15 protein-coding genes and 4 tRNA genes are annotated in these 16,984 nt (G+C 53.6%); 12 read left to right on the top strand and 7 right to left on the bottom strand.

The features are described 5' to 3' along the window. Window positions 1-2 precede the first annotated feature (2 nt). The 6 genes from G583_RS15320 to G583_RS0109150 all read left to right on the top strand — a co-directional run bounded on the left by G583_RS15320 (window position 3) and on the right by G583_RS0109150 (window position 8,340). On the top strand, window positions 3-3,521 hold the full coding sequence (locus G583_RS15320; protein ID WP_022870887.1) for a DNA polymerase III subunit alpha: 3,519 nt from the start codon (window positions 3-5) through the stop codon (window positions 3,519-3,521). 50 nt (window positions 3,522-3,571) lie between these two features. Beyond that, entirely contained in the window at window positions 3,572-4,285 is a 714-nt protein-coding gene (locus tag G583_RS0109175; protein WP_022870886.1) for an AMIN-like domain-containing (lipo)protein, read from the top strand. A gap of 53 nt (window positions 4,286-4,338) precedes the next feature. Further along, window positions 4,339-4,896 (top strand): AMIN-like domain-containing (lipo)protein, encoded by a 558-nt coding sequence (locus G583_RS0109170; RefSeq protein ID WP_156832088.1) that lies wholly within the window; start codon window positions 4,339-4,341, stop codon window positions 4,894-4,896. Window positions 4,897-4,995: 99 nt separating this feature from the next. Then, on the top strand, window positions 4,996-7,002 hold the full coding sequence (gene thrS, locus G583_RS0109160; RefSeq protein ID WP_022870884.1) for a threonine--tRNA ligase: 2,007 nt from the start codon (window positions 4,996-4,998) through the stop codon (window positions 7,000-7,002). A gap of 5 nt (window positions 7,003-7,007) precedes the next feature. Further along, window positions 7,008-7,613 (top strand): HIT family protein, encoded by a 606-nt coding sequence (locus G583_RS15315; protein WP_022870883.1) that lies wholly within the window; start codon window positions 7,008-7,010, stop codon window positions 7,611-7,613. A gap of 22 nt (window positions 7,614-7,635) precedes the next feature. Then, window positions 7,636-8,340 carry a GOLPH3/VPS74 family protein gene (locus G583_RS0109150; protein ID WP_022870882.1) on the top strand — a complete coding sequence of 235 codons (705 nt, stop codon included), beginning with the start codon at window positions 7,636-7,638 and terminating at the stop codon, window positions 8,338-8,340. A 1-nt stretch (window position 8,341) separates the two neighbouring features. Here G583_RS0109150 and G583_RS0109145 read toward each other — a convergent pair whose 3' ends face one another. From G583_RS0109145 to G583_RS0109135, 3 genes are all read right to left on the bottom strand, one after another. Next, complete coding sequence (locus tag G583_RS0109145; RefSeq protein WP_022870881.1) at window positions 8,342-8,830, bottom strand: aminoacyl-tRNA deacylase; 489 nt, start codon at window positions 8,828-8,830, stop codon at window positions 8,342-8,344. Next, entirely contained in the window at window positions 8,827-9,270 is a 444-nt protein-coding gene (locus G583_RS0109140; protein ID WP_022870880.1) for a cysteine desulfuration protein SufE, read from the bottom strand. The genes G583_RS0109145 and G583_RS0109140 overlap by 4 nt, the downstream gene beginning before the upstream one ends. Before the next feature lie 113 nt (window positions 9,271-9,383). Further along, window positions 9,384-10,277 (bottom strand): sulfurtransferase, encoded by an 894-nt coding sequence (locus G583_RS0109135; protein ID WP_022870879.1) that lies wholly within the window; start codon window positions 10,275-10,277, stop codon window positions 9,384-9,386. A gap of 232 nt (window positions 10,278-10,509) precedes the next feature. Between G583_RS0109135 and zapE the strand changes: the two genes are divergently transcribed. Then, window positions 10,510-11,568, top strand: coding sequence for a cell division protein ZapE (gene zapE, locus G583_RS0109130; protein ID WP_022870878.1), 1,059 nt, complete (start codon window positions 10,510-10,512; stop codon window positions 11,566-11,568). Between the two features lie 134 nt (window positions 11,569-11,702). Here the strand turns inward: zapE and G583_RS0109125 are convergent. The 4 genes from G583_RS0109125 to G583_RS0109110 all read right to left on the bottom strand — a co-directional run bounded on the left by G583_RS0109125 (window position 11,703) and on the right by G583_RS0109110 (window position 12,109). Continuing rightward, window positions 11,703-11,776 (bottom strand) — tRNA-Gly (locus G583_RS0109125). A 22-nt stretch (window positions 11,777-11,798) separates the two neighbouring features. Next, window positions 11,799-11,872, bottom strand: a tRNA-Val gene (locus G583_RS0109120). A 78-nt stretch (window positions 11,873-11,950) separates the two neighbouring features. After that, window positions 11,951-12,021, bottom strand: a tRNA-Cys gene (locus tag G583_RS0109115). A gap of 14 nt (window positions 12,022-12,035) precedes the next feature. Continuing rightward, window positions 12,036-12,109: transfer RNA gene (locus tag G583_RS0109110), tRNA-Gly, on the bottom strand. Between the two features lie 157 nt (window positions 12,110-12,266). Between G583_RS0109110 and G583_RS0109105 the strand changes: the two genes are divergently transcribed. Genes G583_RS0109105 through rpe form a run of 5 tightly spaced genes read left to right on the top strand, consistent with a single transcriptional unit; the run spans window position 12,267 to window position 16,979 of the window. Next, on the top strand, window positions 12,267-13,118 hold the full coding sequence (locus G583_RS0109105) for a PD-(D/E)XK nuclease family protein (RefSeq protein ID WP_029629445.1): 852 nt from the start codon (window positions 12,267-12,269) through the stop codon (window positions 13,116-13,118). A gap of 60 nt (window positions 13,119-13,178) precedes the next feature. After that, entirely contained in the window at window positions 13,179-13,778 is a 600-nt protein-coding gene (gene def, locus G583_RS0109100; RefSeq protein ID WP_022870876.1) for a peptide deformylase, read from the top strand. Next, the gene (gene fmt, locus G583_RS15310; protein WP_022870875.1) at window positions 13,775-14,764 is read left to right on the top strand and encodes a methionyl-tRNA formyltransferase; all 990 of its coding nucleotides are present in this window, start codon (window positions 13,775-13,777) and stop codon (window positions 14,762-14,764) included. The genes def and fmt overlap by 4 nt, the downstream gene beginning before the upstream one ends. Before the next feature lie 5 nt (window positions 14,765-14,769). Continuing rightward, window positions 14,770-16,284: an RsmB/NOP family class I SAM-dependent RNA methyltransferase gene (locus tag G583_RS0109090; protein WP_022870874.1), complete on the top strand. Its 1,515-nt coding sequence runs from the start codon at window positions 14,770-14,772 to the stop codon at window positions 16,282-16,284. 38 nt (window positions 16,285-16,322) lie between these two features. Next, a complete protein-coding gene (gene rpe, locus G583_RS0109085; protein WP_022870873.1) occupies window positions 16,323-16,979 on the top strand; it encodes a ribulose-phosphate 3-epimerase in 657 nt (218 codons plus the stop codon). Window positions 16,980-16,984 lie beyond the last annotated feature (5 nt).

The following is a 16,984-nucleotide window of genomic DNA, read 5'->3' as shown; positions in this document are numbered from 1 at the left end:
CCATGGCTTCCACGTTTGCCCATCTCAATGTCACAACCGCTTACTCAGCGCACTATGGCGTTTCTTGGCCAGAAGAGTTGGTAGCGGTTGCGGCAGCCGAGGGTGCCCACATTCTGGGCTACACGGATCGGGATGGACTATATGGGATGGCGAAGCATCTCAAAGCCTGCATGGCGCACAACATCCTCCCGGTTGTCGGCGTTAATCTCGCGGTGGCTTGGGACCCGTCAACCACCGTGGATGGCAAAGTGTTGCCTGCTGGGCGTGTCACCATACTTGCCGCCAGTGCTACTACCGCGGGTTATGGTGCAGCGGACAACCTCTGTGCTGGTTACCAGTCCTTGGTGCGACTCATCTCCCTGGCACATCGTCAGCTTGACCACACCGAGACTCCATTTGTATACGTCTCCCAACTGGCTGCAGCAGCACAAGGTGGTCCAGACCTTTACGTCTTGTTGGGACCTGAAACCGATGTGGGCGTTTTTATGTCGCAGCGCAAATACTTGCAGGGGCGTTCACGTCTGAAGCTTTGGAAAAAAGCTCTGCCTACGGACAGTGCTCGAGTCGAGATCGTTTCGCATATGGCTTTGCCTACAGCGAGACTGTCTACCTCCCAGGCGGTACGCATGCTGCGGGCCAGCACCGAACTGAAACTGCCCGCAATTCTCACCAACGCGGTCCGGTATGCGACTCCAGACGGAGCAGCAACCGCCGATGTAATCGATGCAGCACGTGCTCTCAGCAGTTTGGACACCCTGACCGATCTGCAGCCTAACGGCCAAGGGTGGTTAAAATCCGGTGCGGCTATGCACGAGCTCGCTCATGAGATCGTTCGTGATGCCGGAGCAGGCGCAGCTGTTGCATACGAATTACTGGATAACACCCAACGGCTGGCCGAGGCTTGTGCTCTGCATCCTAAAAATGATTTGGGGTGGGGCCAGCCCCGTGTTCCAGAATTTGATGTCATTGGTATTGAGGGAGACCCTAATGCGGTCTTGTCGCAACGAGCCAGAAATGGTCTTGCCCAACGGTTCGCACACTTAGATCCGGTTGGTGAAGCTTATGAGCGGATCCTCAATCGGCTTGATCATGAACTCGACATCATCCACAACCTGGGGTTCTCAAGTTATTTTCTGACGGTTGCCGAAGTCGTAGAGATGATCGAGGAGCGCAATGTTCGCGTCTCAGCCAGGGGATCGGGGGCTTCATCACTGGTCAACTATGCTTTACGAATTTCTCATGTTGATCCGATAAAACACGAGTTGATCTTTGAACGCTTCTTATCTCAAGACCGTTCGACCCTCCCAGATATCGACATTGACGTAGAATCCGCTCGACGCCATGAGATTTATCACGCAATCTTTGAACGGTTTGGTAGCGAACGTACCACGTTGATGAGTATGCAGAACGGGTATCGAATTCGTGGTGCAGTCAGAGACGCAGGCCGGGCTTTGGGGTTGGAACGTGATCGGGTTGATCAGTTAGCAAAAAAGCTCTGGCGGTTCTCTGCCGCTGATTTTCGCCAAGCCATGGGGCATATGCCAGAGCTGCAAACCTTCGCTGAACAAGTACAAAACAGTCGAAAATCTGGTAACCAGCAACTTGACCTACTTGTGGATCTGACGGAACGACTTGACCGATTACCTCGCCACATTTCTATGCACCCCTGTGGTGTCATTCTTGGAGACCACACCTTGCTGGATCGTACCCCGGTAGAAGCCTCCGGTATGGGACTTGCTATGAGTCAGTTCGACAAACACGATATGGATCCCATGGGCATGCTCAAACTCGACGTGTTGGGCGTCCGCATGCAATCCACTATCGCGTATGCCATTAATGAGGTCGCTCGAACTACTGGTGAAACGATCAATCTTGAACACATCCCGCACGATGATGCTCAAACCTACGAAATGATCAAAACGACTCACACACTGGGGTGTTTTCAAATTGAATCTCCCGGTCAGCGAGAACTTATTGGCAAACTAGAACCCGAATCCATTAATGATCTCATCATTGATATTTCACTATTTCGTCCCGGGCCCATGAAATCCGATATGGTCCGGCCATTTTTGGATTTTCGCCAACAATTGGCCCCGGCGCACTACCCGCACCCGCGTCTCAAACCCATTTTGCAAGAAACCCACGGGGTCACCGTCTTTCATGAGCAACTCCTTCGCACCTTTGATGCAATGACCGGGTGCGGACTGGCCGCAGCTGATGAGTTCCGTAGACGTCTCGGTACGGAAGAACAGACAGAAGTTGAAACCTATTTCCGAGCCAAAGCGATGGAGAATAATTGGGATATCGATGTCATTGATGAAGTGTGGCAGACCGTTGCATCTTTTGGATCTTTCGGTTTTTGCAAAGCCCACGGTGCGGCCTTTGCGATTCCTACCTTTGAATCTGCCTGGCTCAAAACTCACTACCCCGCAGCCTTTATGGCAGCTGTACTAGAACACGACCCCGGTATGTACCCCCAGCGCCTCATGGTCGCTGAAGCCCGTCGAATAGGCATTGAAATCCTGCCCGTCGACGTCAATAAATCCACCACCGAAATGCACCTTGAATGGGTGCCAAAAACGCAAGAAACTCCCGAAGGACGGTGGGGGATCAGGCTGTCCTTCAATACTGTTTTAGGCCTGACCAAAAACGAAATCCGACGTTTAGAACGTGGCCAACCATTCGACAGTCTTGCCGATCTTCGTGACCGAGCACGACTGAGTAAAAAAAGTTTTGAACATCTTGCTCAACTCGGCGCCATCGACAACATGTTGCCCCCAACAGGAGTCAGCCGCACAGACCTGGTCCACCACCTTGAATTTTTGCATTCAGCTACCAAACGAGATCGGACCGGAAGAACCTTGCGTACAGGACGGCCACAGGTTGAAGGCCAGCAAGCATTTGCTCTTGGTGACACCGAAATTGCGACGCTACCAGCCCTCTTCCCAGAACCCACTGCTCAACAACAAATCCGGACCGAACTTGATTTAACCGCGATCGACACGACAGGACATTTGATGCAATCGCATCAACCATATTTAGAAGCTTTAGGCGCGACCCCAGCCGACCGGTTACTCAAGTTGCGTAACCACACTCGAGTTTTGGTGGCTGGAGTCCGGGTGGCCACCCAAACACCCCCTATGCGCTCTGGCGATCGCGTCGTCTTTATCTCGGTCGACGATGGGACCGGCGTCGTCGACACCTCATTTTTTGCACAAGCTCAACACGCCTCCGGGGACATTTTGTTTTCTACACGTCTGATGCTGATCGAAGGTATAACCCGTCGCACCGGAACACGCGGCATTACATTGCAAGCAATCCGCGCGTGGGATATGCACGATCCCGCTTCACTACCGGATCCTGACTACTGGGATACCCAGCGCGATCAATGGGCACAGTGGTTTGCCAAGACATCCCAGATGCCGGCCCCAACCGTGGTGCATCAAAGTCAATTACGTCAGCACACTCAGATGCAGCGAGCATTATCCCAAGACGTTCGAACGCCTGTGCGGTACCGTTAAACATACAACTTTATAGGCCACATAAAATGTCCACTGAATACGGATAGCTTATGAACACTTCATCTCCCACCAGAAATACCAGACTTTCATTAGCCACCGTCCTTGTCGCGGGGCTCTTTATCGCCGGTTGTGGCCAAGATGATGAGGTTGCAGACGAAGAGCGCCCTCCGCCCCCACCGGCCGGAGAAGAAGTCACCCTCGGCCCCGAAGATGACATTGAAGATGAAACCGAGCCAGACGAAGACGCTTCCGGAGAAGTTTCGACTGAGCCCGTCGGTGAGTTCTCTACCGAGCTCTATGAATCTGAAGACTGGCCGGCTTTTGGCGAGACCTATGGAATTTATCCGACAGAAGTCCGTTCAGCTGTTTTCGATGGCTTTGAACGAATAGTCATTCAACACAGTGGAAGCGGAGCCCCTAGCTACATGGCTCAATACACGGATGAACCTGTTGAACCAGGAAGAGGTCAACCAGTCGATACCGGTGACGCTGCGTATCTTGAAGTGATTGTTTCAGGTACTACACCACCCGAGATGCTAGATGACGATGATCTTCGCAATACCGATGACACAGAAATGTTGGAACACGGCACGCAAATCACAGACCTGGAAACAGAAGCGACTGGAACCGTGGTGAGTTTTGCTCCGTGGGAAGCAACAAGCAACTACATCATTGGGCTCGATGAGCAACGCCCATATGCCATCACACTCTTGGAAGACCCGGTTCGAATTGTGATTGATATACAACTGGATGATCAAGAATAACGAGTCACTTCATGCGACACCTCACTTCGCGAACACTTTCGATCCCCACTCTTATGACCACAGGAATCCTCCTGGCCGGCTGCGGCAACGATGAAGAAACAACGCGTCAGATCGAGGAGACCGACACACAACCCGTCGGAGAATTTTCTACCGACCGACAAGCATCCGATTGGCAGCTCTTTCTAGACGAGACCCAAGGAATCTACCCCACAGAGATCCGTTCAACTCATCAAGAAGGCTTTGAACGGATCATCATCGAACATGCCGGTAGCGGGCCTCCGACGTATACGGCCCAGTACACCGACGATCCGGTAAATCCCGCTCCTGGACTTCCCGTAGTGACCGGTGATCAGGCCCATCTGGAAGTGTTGGTTTCAAACACGGCTACGAGAGACGAGATCGATGAAGATCAAATGCTCGAGCACAACACACAAATCACCGATCTCGACACTGAAGCAACCGGGACCGTGGTCAGCTTTGTGCCGGTGCAAGAAACCAGCACGTACGTTCTCGGCTTGGATGAAGAACGGCCATACGCCGTTGCCATTCTTGAAGATCCAGTTCGTGTCGTTATTGATATCCAACTTGCTGAGCATCAGGAATCATGGTGAACCTGCAAACCGTCAGTCAAGCAGATACAATGGCGGATGGCTTATCGGTGGTCCAGTATGCCACCGGATACAAAGCTTAATCCAAGGAGGAACTGGCACGTGGCCGAACCTAAAGAAATATCCATTACCGTAGACCAAGAGGCAATCCAGGTTGCTGAAGGTACAACAGGACATGACCTGTTTGGTGACGAAAAAACTACGGTAGTGATGCTAGTAGATGGCAATCTTCAAGATCTTTTTCGTGTCATCCCCGAAGGCGCAACAGTTGAACGCGTAGACATCACAGATCAGGCCGGGCTGGAAGTACTGCGACACTCAACAGCTCACGTTCTGGCACAGGCTGTTCAGGAAATGTATCCAGACGCCAAACTCGGAATCGGACCGTACGTTCAGGACGGCTTCTACTACGACTTCGACGTCGATGAACCATTCACGCCCGAAGATCTCAAGCAGATTCAAAAACGCATGATGCGCATCGTCAAAGCTAACCAGACCTTCGCCCGGCGTGCCGTTGAAGAAAGCCAAGCTCGTGAAGAATTAGCCGACGAGCCCTACAAATTGCAACTCATGGACCGTCAACACGACGACGAAACTGACGGTGCCTCCGTAGAAATTGGTGCTGGAGAAATCACCATCTATGACAACCTCGACCGTAAAGGTGAAGTAGTCTGGAAGGACCTGTGTCGTGGTCCCCACATTCCCACCACCAAACTTATTGCTAATGGTTTCGCGCTCACTCGTGCCGCCGGCGCATACTGGTTGGGACAGGAAACCAATCCGCAATTGCAACGCATTTACGGTACCGCCTGGGCATCAAAAGATGACCTAGTAGCCTACCAGCAGCGGATCGCCGAAGCTGAACGCCGCGATCACCGCAAACTTGGTGCAGAACTCGACCTGTTCTCGTTTCCTGACGAACTGGGCTCAGGTCTGCCGGTCTTTCATCCCAAAGGCGGCATCCTGCGTAAGGAAATGGAAGACTACTCGCGCAAACGCCACGAAGAAGCCGGCTACGAGTTCGTCTACACCCCACACATCACCAAACAAAATCTGTACGAAACCTCGGGTCACCTCGAGTGGTACTCCGACACCATGTTCCCACCGATGCACGTCGATGAAGTTCGTGACGAAGAAACCGGTGAAGTGACTCGTGCCGGAGTTGACTACTACTTGAAACCCATGAACTGCCCGATGCACAACCTAATTTTTGCATCGCGCGGACGCTCCTACCGTGAACTTCCACTACGGATGTTTGAGTTTGGTTCCGTCTACCGTTACGAAAAATCCGGTGTGGTGCATGGCCTGACTCGTGTTCGCGGTATGACGCAGGACGATGCCCATATTTACTGCACCGAAGACCAAATGAAAGCAGAGCTCACCACCACGCTCAACTTCGTGCTAGACCTGCTCAAGGACTACGGTCTCGATGATTTTTATTTGGAGCTCTCTACCAAAGACCCTGAAAAATACGTTGGCAGTGATGAGGTCTGGGAAAACGCCACTCAAGTCTTAGCAGAGGTTGGCGCCGCATCAGGTCTCGAGCTCGTTGATGATCTTGGGGGAGCCGCGTTTTACGGTCCGAAGATTTCGGTTCAAGCACGTGACGCACTGGGGCGTACCTGGCAAATGTCTACGATCCAATTGGACTTCAACCTGCCAGAACGTTTCGACCTGCAATACCAAGCTGCAGACGGTAGCCGTCAGCGGCCAGTCATGATCCACCGTGCGCTCTTTGGATCCATCGAACGGTTCATGGGAGTTCTCACCGAACACTACGCTGGCGCATTCCCCGCATGGTTAGCCCCAGAGCAGGTCATCGCTATCCCAGTAGCTGACGCTTTCAACGACTACATGTATGACATCGTCGATAAGTTGAAAGCTCGCGGCATCCGCGCCCACGTGGACAACTCAACCGACCGCTTCCCAAAGAAGATTCGTACTGCTTCCAAGCAAAAAGTGCCGTTTGTTCTCATTGCCGGCGGTGAAGACGCCGAAGCAAATGCGGTATCCTTCCGGTACCGTGACGGATCGCAGGATAACGGTATCCCGGTTGATGAAGCCATTGATCGGATTGTGAGCGCAGTAGAAGAACGTCAGCAGGTATAAACGTTATGGCAAACCGCAATGCAGAAGACGATGCAGCCATCACTGATGATTTTGCATTAGCCGGTGCGCCAGATGCTTTTGATCGGCTATGGACGCCTCACCGGATGGCTTACGTCTCCAAAGGACAAAGCCAAGTCACCGATGAGGCGTCCTGTCCGTTCTGTTCTGCACCACAAAAGGATGACGAGACTTCGCTGATCGTAGCCAGAGGAAAATCTTGCTACGTGGTCATGAATCTTTATCCCTACAATCCAGGGCATCTTTTAGTATGCCCATACCGCCACGTCCCGGACTATACGGACCTGACTGTTGAAGAAACAGCAGAATTTGCGCAGTTATCCCAAATTGGTATGGAAGTACTTCGGGATGTCTCTCACGCTGCCGGATTCAATCTTGGGATGAATCAGGGAAAAGTTGGGGGAGCAGGTATTGCAGCGCATTTACATCAGCACATTGTGCCACGCTGGGGCGGCGACGGGAACTTTCTGCCGATCATTGCCCAAACCAAGAATGTCACCGGCACCATTGGCTCGATGCGGCCACTGATTGCAGAAGCCTGGGAAGCCGCAACAGACCGATTTCTAGCTCACCAAAATCGTCAAGCAGAGTAACGCTAGCTAGGACAATAGGATCATGACACCGACTCCTGAAGAAGCAAATATGCGAGCACTCAATCTCGCCGAATATTATCTGCTGACGTGTTTAGACCAGTCTGGAAGGTTACTAAGTCAGTCGCACACCATCCGAGTTGGCTTAGCTGGTGCAGTCCTCACTGATCTTGCAAGACGCGGTAGCATTCACGTAACTCAAGACCTCGTGACGGTTGATGACACCAAGAACCTAAAACTCGAAGCTCCGTTGGATGCAGTTCTGCAAATTATTCGAGATTCCCCGGAACCGCAGGATGCCGAGCAGTGGATCAATAGGTTTTCACGTCCAGGCCTCATGGACACCATTATCAAAATCTTGGAGCATAATGGCCAGCTGATGGTCACAGAAAAACGGCTGCTGGGGCTCTGGCCCCGTACCCGATACGTGCTAGGTGATGCCTATGACCGCATGGATATCTATGTACGTATGAGAGGTACGTTGATGGGTCGTGACACTTCATTGGATGCGACAAGCTGGCCGCTGATTCAACTCCTCTATTCGACCAACATGCTCACAAGTGTGTTTCCGGGCATTCGCTCCAAGACGATGAAGGAACGTCTTGGAGCCTTCCGACGTGGGGCCGAAGAGCTGGAACCTGACATGGCCGAGGCGCTACAGGCCGTTGAGAATGCAATCGTTGAAGCACTCACTGCGACACGAGGTCAGGCCACAGGGCTGGGCGGCTGAGTCACCGCCGAATTGTCACTACAGTAGCGTTTGAAAGCTCCAGAAAATCCTGGGTCTTGAGTTCTAAAGACATCCCACGTTGACCGCCGGAAACGATAACCGTGTCAAATCGTTTGACCGCACTGTCCACGACCATGGGCAACGACGTTTTTTGCCCCAGTGGTGAGACACCACCTAGAACGTATCCGGTCTTTTGCTGAACTTGGGCGGGTTCTGCCATTTTAACGCTTTTGACTTTCAGTGCTTTAGCAACACGTTTGAGATTCAACATATCCGCAACAGCAAGAACAGCGTTGGCCAGTCGGCCGTCAGAAGTTCTCACCACCAGGGTTTTCAGAATACGTTGGGGATCGGCACCCAATTTATCTGCGGCTTCGGCGCCGAACCCACGTACGTCATCATCGTTATGCTCGTACTCAAACACCTGATGCCAGAGGTCGGCTTCAAGAACTGTCCGGACAGCTGGTGTTGCGGCTGATGAGGTACTCATGCGTTGAGATGTTCGGTGATGTTGCGTTTAATGCGTCCAAGCAAAGCTGACATGCCGCGCAGGCGCAGCGGTGTTAGGGCGTTTGTGAGGCCCAATTGGTTCGGGACGTCATCTGGAACCGACAGGATGGTTGAAGCGTTGTGCCCGGAGAGTCCCTCAAGGAGAACACCAGCAAACCCACGAGTAGTTGGGGCTTCCGGCGGAGCTGAAACGATGATCGTCACTTCGGGATCTTGTTCATCGGTGTATTCCAACGCGAGGAACAGTGGAGTCTGACACTCGACGACTTGTTCCATTTCCTCTTCGTGACCTGCGTAGCGCTCTGGGGGTTCCGGAAGATTATCGGAAAATTCTAAGAGCAGTTCGAGACGATCTGGTTCATGCATGTCTTGGAAATCATCGATGATTTCTTGCAGAACCGGTGGTGTTTGGACAGCCAATGGGATCCTTTCTAAGGTTTGATCCGACGTCTATTCTAACGCGCTTGACCATTAATACACCAAGCCGGTGTCAGGTATTCCCAACACCGGCTTGAACCGTACAAAATCGCGTTTTATTTGGGCGCCTGGCCAGGTTCGGCTCCAACAACAATTGGAACACCGACGCTGTTACCCCATTCGGTCCACGATCCGTCGTAGTTACGTACCGATTCGTAGCCCAAAAGATGTTTCAAAACGAACCACGTATGCGCGGAACGCTCGCCAATGCGGCAGTATGCGATGACCTGGTCAGATGTTCCCAAACCAGCGTCATCGGTGTAGAGCTTGGTCAGCTCCTCACGAGATTTGAAGGTGCCATCTTCGTTGGCAGCTGTAGCCCATGGCACTGACTCAGCGGTTGGCACGTGCCCACCGCGTAGCGTGCCTTCTTGTGGGTAGCCGGCCATGTGTGTCGTCTCACCGGTGTACTCGGCAACTGACCGCACATCGATCAGTGGCAGTTTGCCAATATTTTCCAGTACCTGCGCTTTGTTAGCACGCTCTGTTTGATCGTCGCGTTGCACAACAGGGTAGTCTGCTTCTTTGACCGAAGGCGTCTCACGGGTAATTTCGCGGCCTTCAGCGATCCATTTATCACGTCCACCGTTCATCAGGCGAACGTCCTCATGACCGTAGAGTGTAAATACCCAGAGCGCATAGGCGGCCCACCAATTTGATTTGTCTCCGTAGAAGACAACCGTCGTGTCGCGGCTAATCCCTTTGGAAGCAGCCATCTTCGCGAAGCCTTCTGGGTCAATAAAGTCGCGAGTCACTGGGTCATTGAGTTCTGTATGCCAGTCGATCTTTACAGCACCGGGGATGTGTCCGGTTGAATACAGCAGGGTATCTTCATTGGACTCAAGAACGACGACATTGGGATCGTCTTTGTGTTCTTGAACCCACTCGGTTGAGACGAGTTTTTCTGGGTGAGCGTAGTCCGAGGTTTCCACGGGTACTTGTGTACTCATCTGGGGGATTCCCTTTCAATCGTGATTGGCCGTCAAGATGTGGCGCGTTCGACTATTAAGCATACAAGCATGTGTGTTATTTGCTACGAGTAGCGTCACACAACTACTTGTTTGGCCTATTGACAAAGTAACAGTGCCCTGGCTATATGCATGCGTCCTAGTATGTAATGGTTGGCCACCCCTTACGGGTGAGTAGGTACTGCGCCAAGCGTCAGAAGAGATTGGACATAACGTGACAGAGATCGTAGCTCTATCGGAACGAAACCCTAAGGTTTCTCCCGAAGAACTCCTGGCAGGATTCCATCCGTCATATCGTTTTGGCGAAGTATCGTTTGACACGTATATCCCTGATTCTGCGCACCCTTCACAGGCTGGTGCCGTTGAGCGACTTCGTGATTTTGCAGCAACGATCGGGGCGCGCAAATCGTCAGGTGGCCTGCTGTCGCTGTTTTCTCGTAAGGCAACCAAGAATAAGTCGAAACACCCTCATGGCGTGTATCTTGATGGCGGTTTCGGTGTCGGTAAAACGCACCTCTTGGCTTCGCTGTGGCATGCAGCTCCCGGGAAGAAAGCTTTTGGGACATTCGTGGAGTACACGAATCTCGTGGGAGCGTTGAGTTTCACCACCACCGTGGAAGTCCTGAAGGAATACTCACTGGTATGTATTGACGAGTTTGAACTAGATGATCCGGGTGACACCGTTTTGATGTCCCGTTTGATGCGAGAACTCTCTGATGCAGGCGTCAAATTGGCCGCTACCTCAAACACCTTGCCTGGCTCCCTGGGGGAGGGGCGGTTCGCGGCCCAAGACTTTAAGCGAGAGATCCAAGTCCTGGCAGATCAGTTTGAAACTATTCGTATAGATGGCGAAGACTATCGGCACCGTGGACTTGAAGCCGCACCAGAGCCGGTCACGGTAGGAACCGAACTCGACACGGCGAAAGCGAACTTTCCTGAAGAACAGGTTTATGCCGTTGATGATTGGTCCTCATTGACTCAGAACCTGTCACGTGTCCACCCCTCGCGGTATCGCGAACTGGTACGAGACGTCGATGTGCTGGTGCTAAGTAACGTCACAACCATTACGGAACAAGCCATGGCTTTACGGTTTGTCGTATTGGCTGACCGTCTCTATGACAAAGATGTCCCTGTTGTTGCTTCCGGTGTGCCATTCGAACAGTTGTTTACTGAAGACATGATGGCAGGCGGCTATATGAAGAAGTACTTCCGCACGGTGTCCCGCATGACGGCTCTGGCCCGTGAAGGTCAATTGGGTGAAAAGGCGGTCTAGGGTTTAGACCACACTCCGACTCCGATTATTGCGATGCCCGCTACTGGGCCCTAGCCCGTTTAAATGAATGGAAAGTGCGGTTAAATGCAAAAGAGGCCCCGATAAAAGTCATCGTGGCCTCTGAGCAACCGCAGAGCGGATGACGGGATTCGAACCCGCGACCCCCACCTTGGCAAGGTGGTGCTCTAGCCAGCTGAGCTACATCCGCGTGAATTACCTACGTAATTCTGTGCGCGATACTGGACTCGAACCAGTGACCTCTTCCGTGTCGGGGAAGCGCGCTAACCAACTGCGCCAATCGCGCTTGTGCTCCATTATCTGGAACTCAAGTCTTGCAGATTCCTACGGTACCAGCTTTGCTGCTACCTTGGAAATCCGATCGAGGTGGGGACGGGAATCGAACCCGCGTACGCGGCTTTGCAGGCCGCTGCCTCACCACTCGGCCACCCCACCCTGAGGGTGTTGCGAGCGGATGACGGGATTCGAACCCGCGACCCCCACCTTGGCAAGGTGGTGCTCTAGCCAGCTGAGCTACATCCGCGAAACGCTTGTGAACTGCAGTATAAGTTGTTCACTGTGCGTCCAACAGATTGAAACTATACCCAATCAAAATTCAAAAGCGCAAATCAGACTCTCCGGCGTGTTTTATTCATGACAGAAACCCTTAGGTTGTCCATGCCATGGCCGATAATGGAACCATGACTCAACCACAGCTTGCACACCAAACAAACGCCGGCAGAATGTACTCCAGGTCCCTGAGTGGCTTGCCGGCGGTTCCGTCAATCACCACCGTGATCGGACAACAGCATATGGACCTCAGTGGGTGGGCGTGCCATATGGCGACAACCCAATTAATCACGGACACTCGGTTGGCAGAATCGGTTGGATCACCCGCCAAACTCAAAACGCTCGCCCGGCAGTCCAATGATGCGGCTGTGCGCTATCGCGATGACGCCGCCGCCCGAGGGGACCGCGTGCACAACTATGCCGAGCAGGTCGCGCTGCGAGCGCTTGGGGAGCCCCACGCTCTTGCCGAAGCTCGAGAGGTTCTCGCAGAACATCACGAGTCACGCTTCGCCGATCGGTTCGATGAATGGTGGGAAAATTTTCAGATCAAACCTCTAGCCGCTGAGATTACTGTGTGGAATCACACAGTCGGATATGCGGGGACGCTTGATCTGGTCGCAGAAATTGGTGGACGCGTCTGTCTGATTGATTACAAAACCCGCGGCACGGATCGCTCGGGGCGTGTTAAAGGTCTCAGTCCCAACGTAGTCATGCAGTTAGCTGCGGGCTACAAAGCCGAAGAATCCCTTGTCGATGCCGAGGCTGGAACTTGGGAAGAGTGGGCTTATGGCGAAGACGTCATGCTGCTTGGCGTCGCTGTAGGGGAAACCGAAGTAGCGGCATACCAGGCCAATCCACAATCGTTGCCGCAGCACTGGCAGAAGTTCTGGGCATTACGCCAAGTCTGGGAATATCAGCAAGCTGTCGATTCAGCCCCAAACCCACTACAACCAATTGGTCCACCAGTGAGCTTGTCGCAATAATCGGTTCGTGCCGGTCACCCACCGCCGGTACAGGGGCACATATTTGGGTAGTCTTACCCCGTGAGTGTTTTAACTATTCGGACGTTGCCGGATCCTGTCCTGCGCAGTAAGACGTCCCAGGTTGCAGAAACCCGCTTTGGCTCGACAGGACTCCAACGGCTCATCGACTCGATGCACGAAACCATGGATGCCGTCTCTGGTGTCGGTTTGGCCGCCCCCCAGGTAGGCATTGGGCAAGCAATATTTGTTTTTCATCTCGATGAACGCCGTGGTCATGTCATCAACCCCGTACTTGAGGCATGGGGTGATCCTGTCCAAGACACCAGAGAAGGTTGCCTTTCAGTACCCGAATTGTATTTCACTCCTGCTCGCACCCAATATGCAAAGGTTTCTGGACTCGACGTCAACGGCCAAGACGTCGAATATGAAGGTGAGGGACTCTTCGCCCGCATGTTGCAGCATGAAGTGGACCATTTAGACGGCTACCTATTTGTGGATCGCTTAGAGGACGAACAATTCCGGCGGGCTCGTCGTGCCATGGCCTCCGCTGATTTTGCCGAAACCACACGGCGGGTTAATGCAGAACGTGCAGCTGACACGAGCTCAATTTTCAGGGCAGGTTCAGCATTCGGGTCTGCCGCGGGGACAGGACACCTATGAGAATTCTTTTTGCAGGAACACCTGAGCCAGCCGTTGCATCACTGAATGCACTTATCCAAGCAGGCCATGACGTGGTCGGTGTGTTGACTCGCACCGATGCCAAAGTAGGTAGAAAGCGGGTCCTGACTCCGTCGCCGGTGGCTGAGCGTGCCACAGAATTAGGGTTGCCGGTAATCAAGGCTGACAGGTTCTTCGGTGATACTGGCCAGGCAGCGATTGCAGAAATCCAAGAACTGCAACCTGACCTCGGCGCAGTAGTCGCCTATGGAGGCCTCCTGCCCCAGGGGGTCTTGGATATGTTGCCCAACGGGTGGGTCAACCTACATTTCTCCTTGCTGCCGGCATATCGAGGAGCGGCTCCGGTGCAGTGGGCCATCATCAATCAAGAATCCGTCACTGGAGCTGCTGTTTTCCAGCTGGAAGCAGGACTCGACACCGGACCAGTATTCGCTACGGTAACGCGAGCATTGCAACCGGAGGAGACAGCTGGAGAAGTGCTCGCTGATCTCGCAATCTCTGGTGGAACATTACTATCAGACACGCTCTTCGATATTGCTGCTGGGTCTGCGGTCGCTACACCACAGCAAGGAGAGGTCAGTTGGGCACCGAAAATCACCAGTCGTGACGTGCAAATCGATGCGTATCAGCCCTCAGCCGTAGTGCGGGGGCTCATCAACGGCGCTTCACCTGCACCGGGAGCGTGGGCCACCCTGAATGGTGACAGCACCAAAGCCCAGCGATTTAAAATTGGTGGTGCAGCACCGGTTAGTGACATGCCGGATCAAGGAAAGGCTCCGGGAGAATTCATCATCGAGCCGCATCGCGTGCTGTTGGTGTGCCATGATGGAGCTGTCGAGCTCACCAAAGTGCAACCATCCGGCAAAAAAATGATGGTGGCAAGTGACTGGGCCAATGGAGTCGATCCAACCATTGGACTTCACACCTCTGCAACGCACCCCACTGAGTTTGACGTGGACGAAGGATAAGAATTTTGGCAGACAACACTTCACAAAGCCGACGCAACACGAAAGGCCGCCAACGCAATCGCGGACAACAGGGGCGCCAACGGCAGTTCTCAGAAAAAGCGCCGGCGCAACGTGCGAGAAGGGCTGATCCTTCACGGTTGACAGCGTTTCAAATTTTACAAGCCGTAAGCAATGACGATGCATATGCCAACCTGGTCCTGCCGACTCGCATTCGCAGAAACAAACTTGACCGCCAGGATGCGGCTTTCGCTACGGAATTGACCTACGGCACGCTTCGCAACACCGGAACATACGATGCGATCTTGGCGGAGTGCGTTGACCGTCCTGTTATCAAGCTAGATAAACCGGTTTTGGACGCCCTGCGCCTCGGCACACATCAGCTCCTCAATATGCGAGTCCCCGCCCACGCTGCGCTGGATACCACCGTGGCCCTAGTGCGGTCGGAAATTGGGGCAGGACCGTCGGGACTTGTGAATGCAGTCTTGCGCAAAGTTAGCCAGAAGAGCATTGAGGAATGGTTCGATACGCTGGCCCCCGGAGACACCGACAAGGATTTATCGGTCCGGTATGCCCATCCCACCTGGATTTTGCGGGCCATTAAACAATCCATGGCCTATCACGGGCGGAATCCTGCAGACTTGCCGCAGGTACTTGCGGCAAATAATATTGCCCCAGAGCTCAACCTCATTGCGTTGCCTGGTATCGGGGAGCTTGGACCGGTCATCGACTATGGTGCAACCGCATCGACCCTCGCACCGGAGGCCGCGGTGTTTGCTGGTGGTGACGCCGGTCGAATTCCCGGTGTGGCTGAGGGCACGGTCCGCGTGCAGGATATCGGCTCACAGCTGACGGCACGGGCACTCGTTCGTGCACGGCCGGTTCAGTCCGGTGAAACCTGGCTTGATATGTCTGCGGGCCCCGGCGGCAAGGCAGCTGTTTTGGCGTCGCTGGCCGCCTCTCAGGGTGCAACACTCGTGGCGAATGATGTTTCCGAGCATCGAACCAAGCTGGTCCAGCAAGCACTTCGTGTTGTTGACGAGGACGCCTGGACGACTTCTGTTGCAGATGGAGTACAAATGGGCGAGGATCCTGACAACGCCCACCGTTTCGATCGCATCTTGCTTGATGCCCCGTGTACAGGTCTCGGTGCTCTTCGCCGTCGTCCAGAGTCACGTTGGCGCCGCACCCCACAAGATCTCGCCACACTGACGAAACTGCAAGCCCAACTCTTGGATGCTGCGGTCAAGATGTTAAAGCCAGGAGGGCTGCTTGCCTACGTTACGTGCTCGCCACATATCGCCGAAACAGCACTGCAGGTCACGGATGTCATTAAACGAAACCCCGATGTCCGGCTCCTTGACTCGGCATCAACCCTGCAGCATTCCGCGCTGGAAGGTGAAGGGGGATCGGTCCTAGCTCGTGAGTCCGTGACGTCAGGTGAAGCGGAATCAAATATGACGCAGCTTTGGCCCGACCTGCATAAAACCGACGCCATGTTTTTCGCTGTGCTGACCCACTAACCGTTACGCCGTCTACGTATCGAAGGAACACGATTCTGATGCAAATTAATCCCTCCATTCTGTCCGCAGACTTCGCTTACCTCGCTGATGAAATTGAACGAATCGGAAACTCGGACGCCATTCATGTGGACGTCATGGACAATCATTTCGTGCCGAACCTGACCATGGGTCTACCAGTCGTGAAAGCAATACGGGCAGCGACACACAAGCCACTGGATATCCATCTCATGATCGAGGACGCCGACCGGTGGGCGCCTGACTACGCCGACCTCGGTGCTGAATCCGTCACCTTTCACGTGGAAGCCTCCGGAGCTCCGATCCGACTCGCTCGCGAATTGCGTGCTCGAGGCTCCAAGGCCTCCATGGCGCTGAAACCAGCAACGCCGATCGAGCCGTATATGGATATGCTGACCGAACTCGACATGGTGTTATTGATGACGGTCGAACCAGGTTTCGGCGGGCAGTCCTTCTTGGATGTCGTGTTGCCAAAAATCCGGCGCGCACGACAAGCTATTGAAGATTCTGGGGTCCCTATCGCGCTTCAAATTGACGGAGGAGTGGCGCCGGATACTATTGAACGAGCCGCGGAAGCCGGGGCTGATGTATTTGTCGCAGGTTCGGCCGTGTACTCCGCCGATGACCCGAACAAAGCCATCGACAATTTGCGAACTCTAGCACGTAACTCACAACGTTAAAAAGG

Source organism: Yaniella halotolerans DSM 15476 (genome assembly GCF_000420805.1).
GTDB classification, from domain to species: Bacteria; Actinomycetota; Actinomycetes; order Actinomycetales; family Micrococcaceae; genus Yaniella; species Yaniella halotolerans.
The sequence above is the reverse complement of the archived record's forward strand: the minus strand, read 5'-3'. Positions and strand labels throughout refer to the sequence as shown.

What these genes read in the sequence shown, in the direction of transcription:
- fmt (WP_022870875.1), top strand. Translation starts at nt 13,775, where the DNA reads ATGAGAATTCTTTTTGCAGGAACACCTGAGCCAGCCGTTGCATCACTG.
- G583_RS0109170 (WP_156832088.1), top strand. Translation starts at nt 4,339, where the DNA reads ATGACCACAGGAATCCTCCTGGCCGGCTGCGGCAACGATGAAGAAACA.
- G583_RS0109175 (WP_022870886.1), top strand. Translation starts at nt 3,572, where the DNA reads ATGAACACTTCATCTCCCACCAGAAATACCAGACTTTCATTAGCCACC.
- G583_RS0109150 (WP_022870882.1), top strand. Translation starts at nt 7,636, where the DNA reads ATGACACCGACTCCTGAAGAAGCAAATATGCGAGCACTCAATCTCGCC.
- rpe (WP_022870873.1), top strand. Translation starts at nt 16,323, where the DNA reads ATGCAAATTAATCCCTCCATTCTGTCCGCAGACTTCGCTTACCTCGCT.
- G583_RS0109105 (WP_029629445.1), top strand. Translation starts at nt 12,267, where the DNA reads ATGACTCAACCACAGCTTGCACACCAAACAAACGCCGGCAGAATGTAC.
- G583_RS0109145 (WP_022870881.1), bottom strand. Translation starts at nt 8,830, where the DNA reads ATGAGTACCTCATCAGCCGCAACACCAGCTGTCCGGACAGTTCTTGAA.
- G583_RS15320 (WP_022870887.1), top strand. Translation starts at nt 3, where the DNA reads ATGGCTTCCACGTTTGCCCATCTCAATGTCACAACCGCTTACTCAGCG.
- G583_RS15315 (WP_022870883.1), top strand. Translation starts at nt 7,008, where the DNA reads ATGGCAAACCGCAATGCAGAAGACGATGCAGCCATCACTGATGATTTT.
- G583_RS0109135 (WP_022870879.1), bottom strand. Translation starts at nt 10,277, where the DNA reads ATGAGTACACAAGTACCCGTGGAAACCTCGGACTACGCTCACCCAGAA.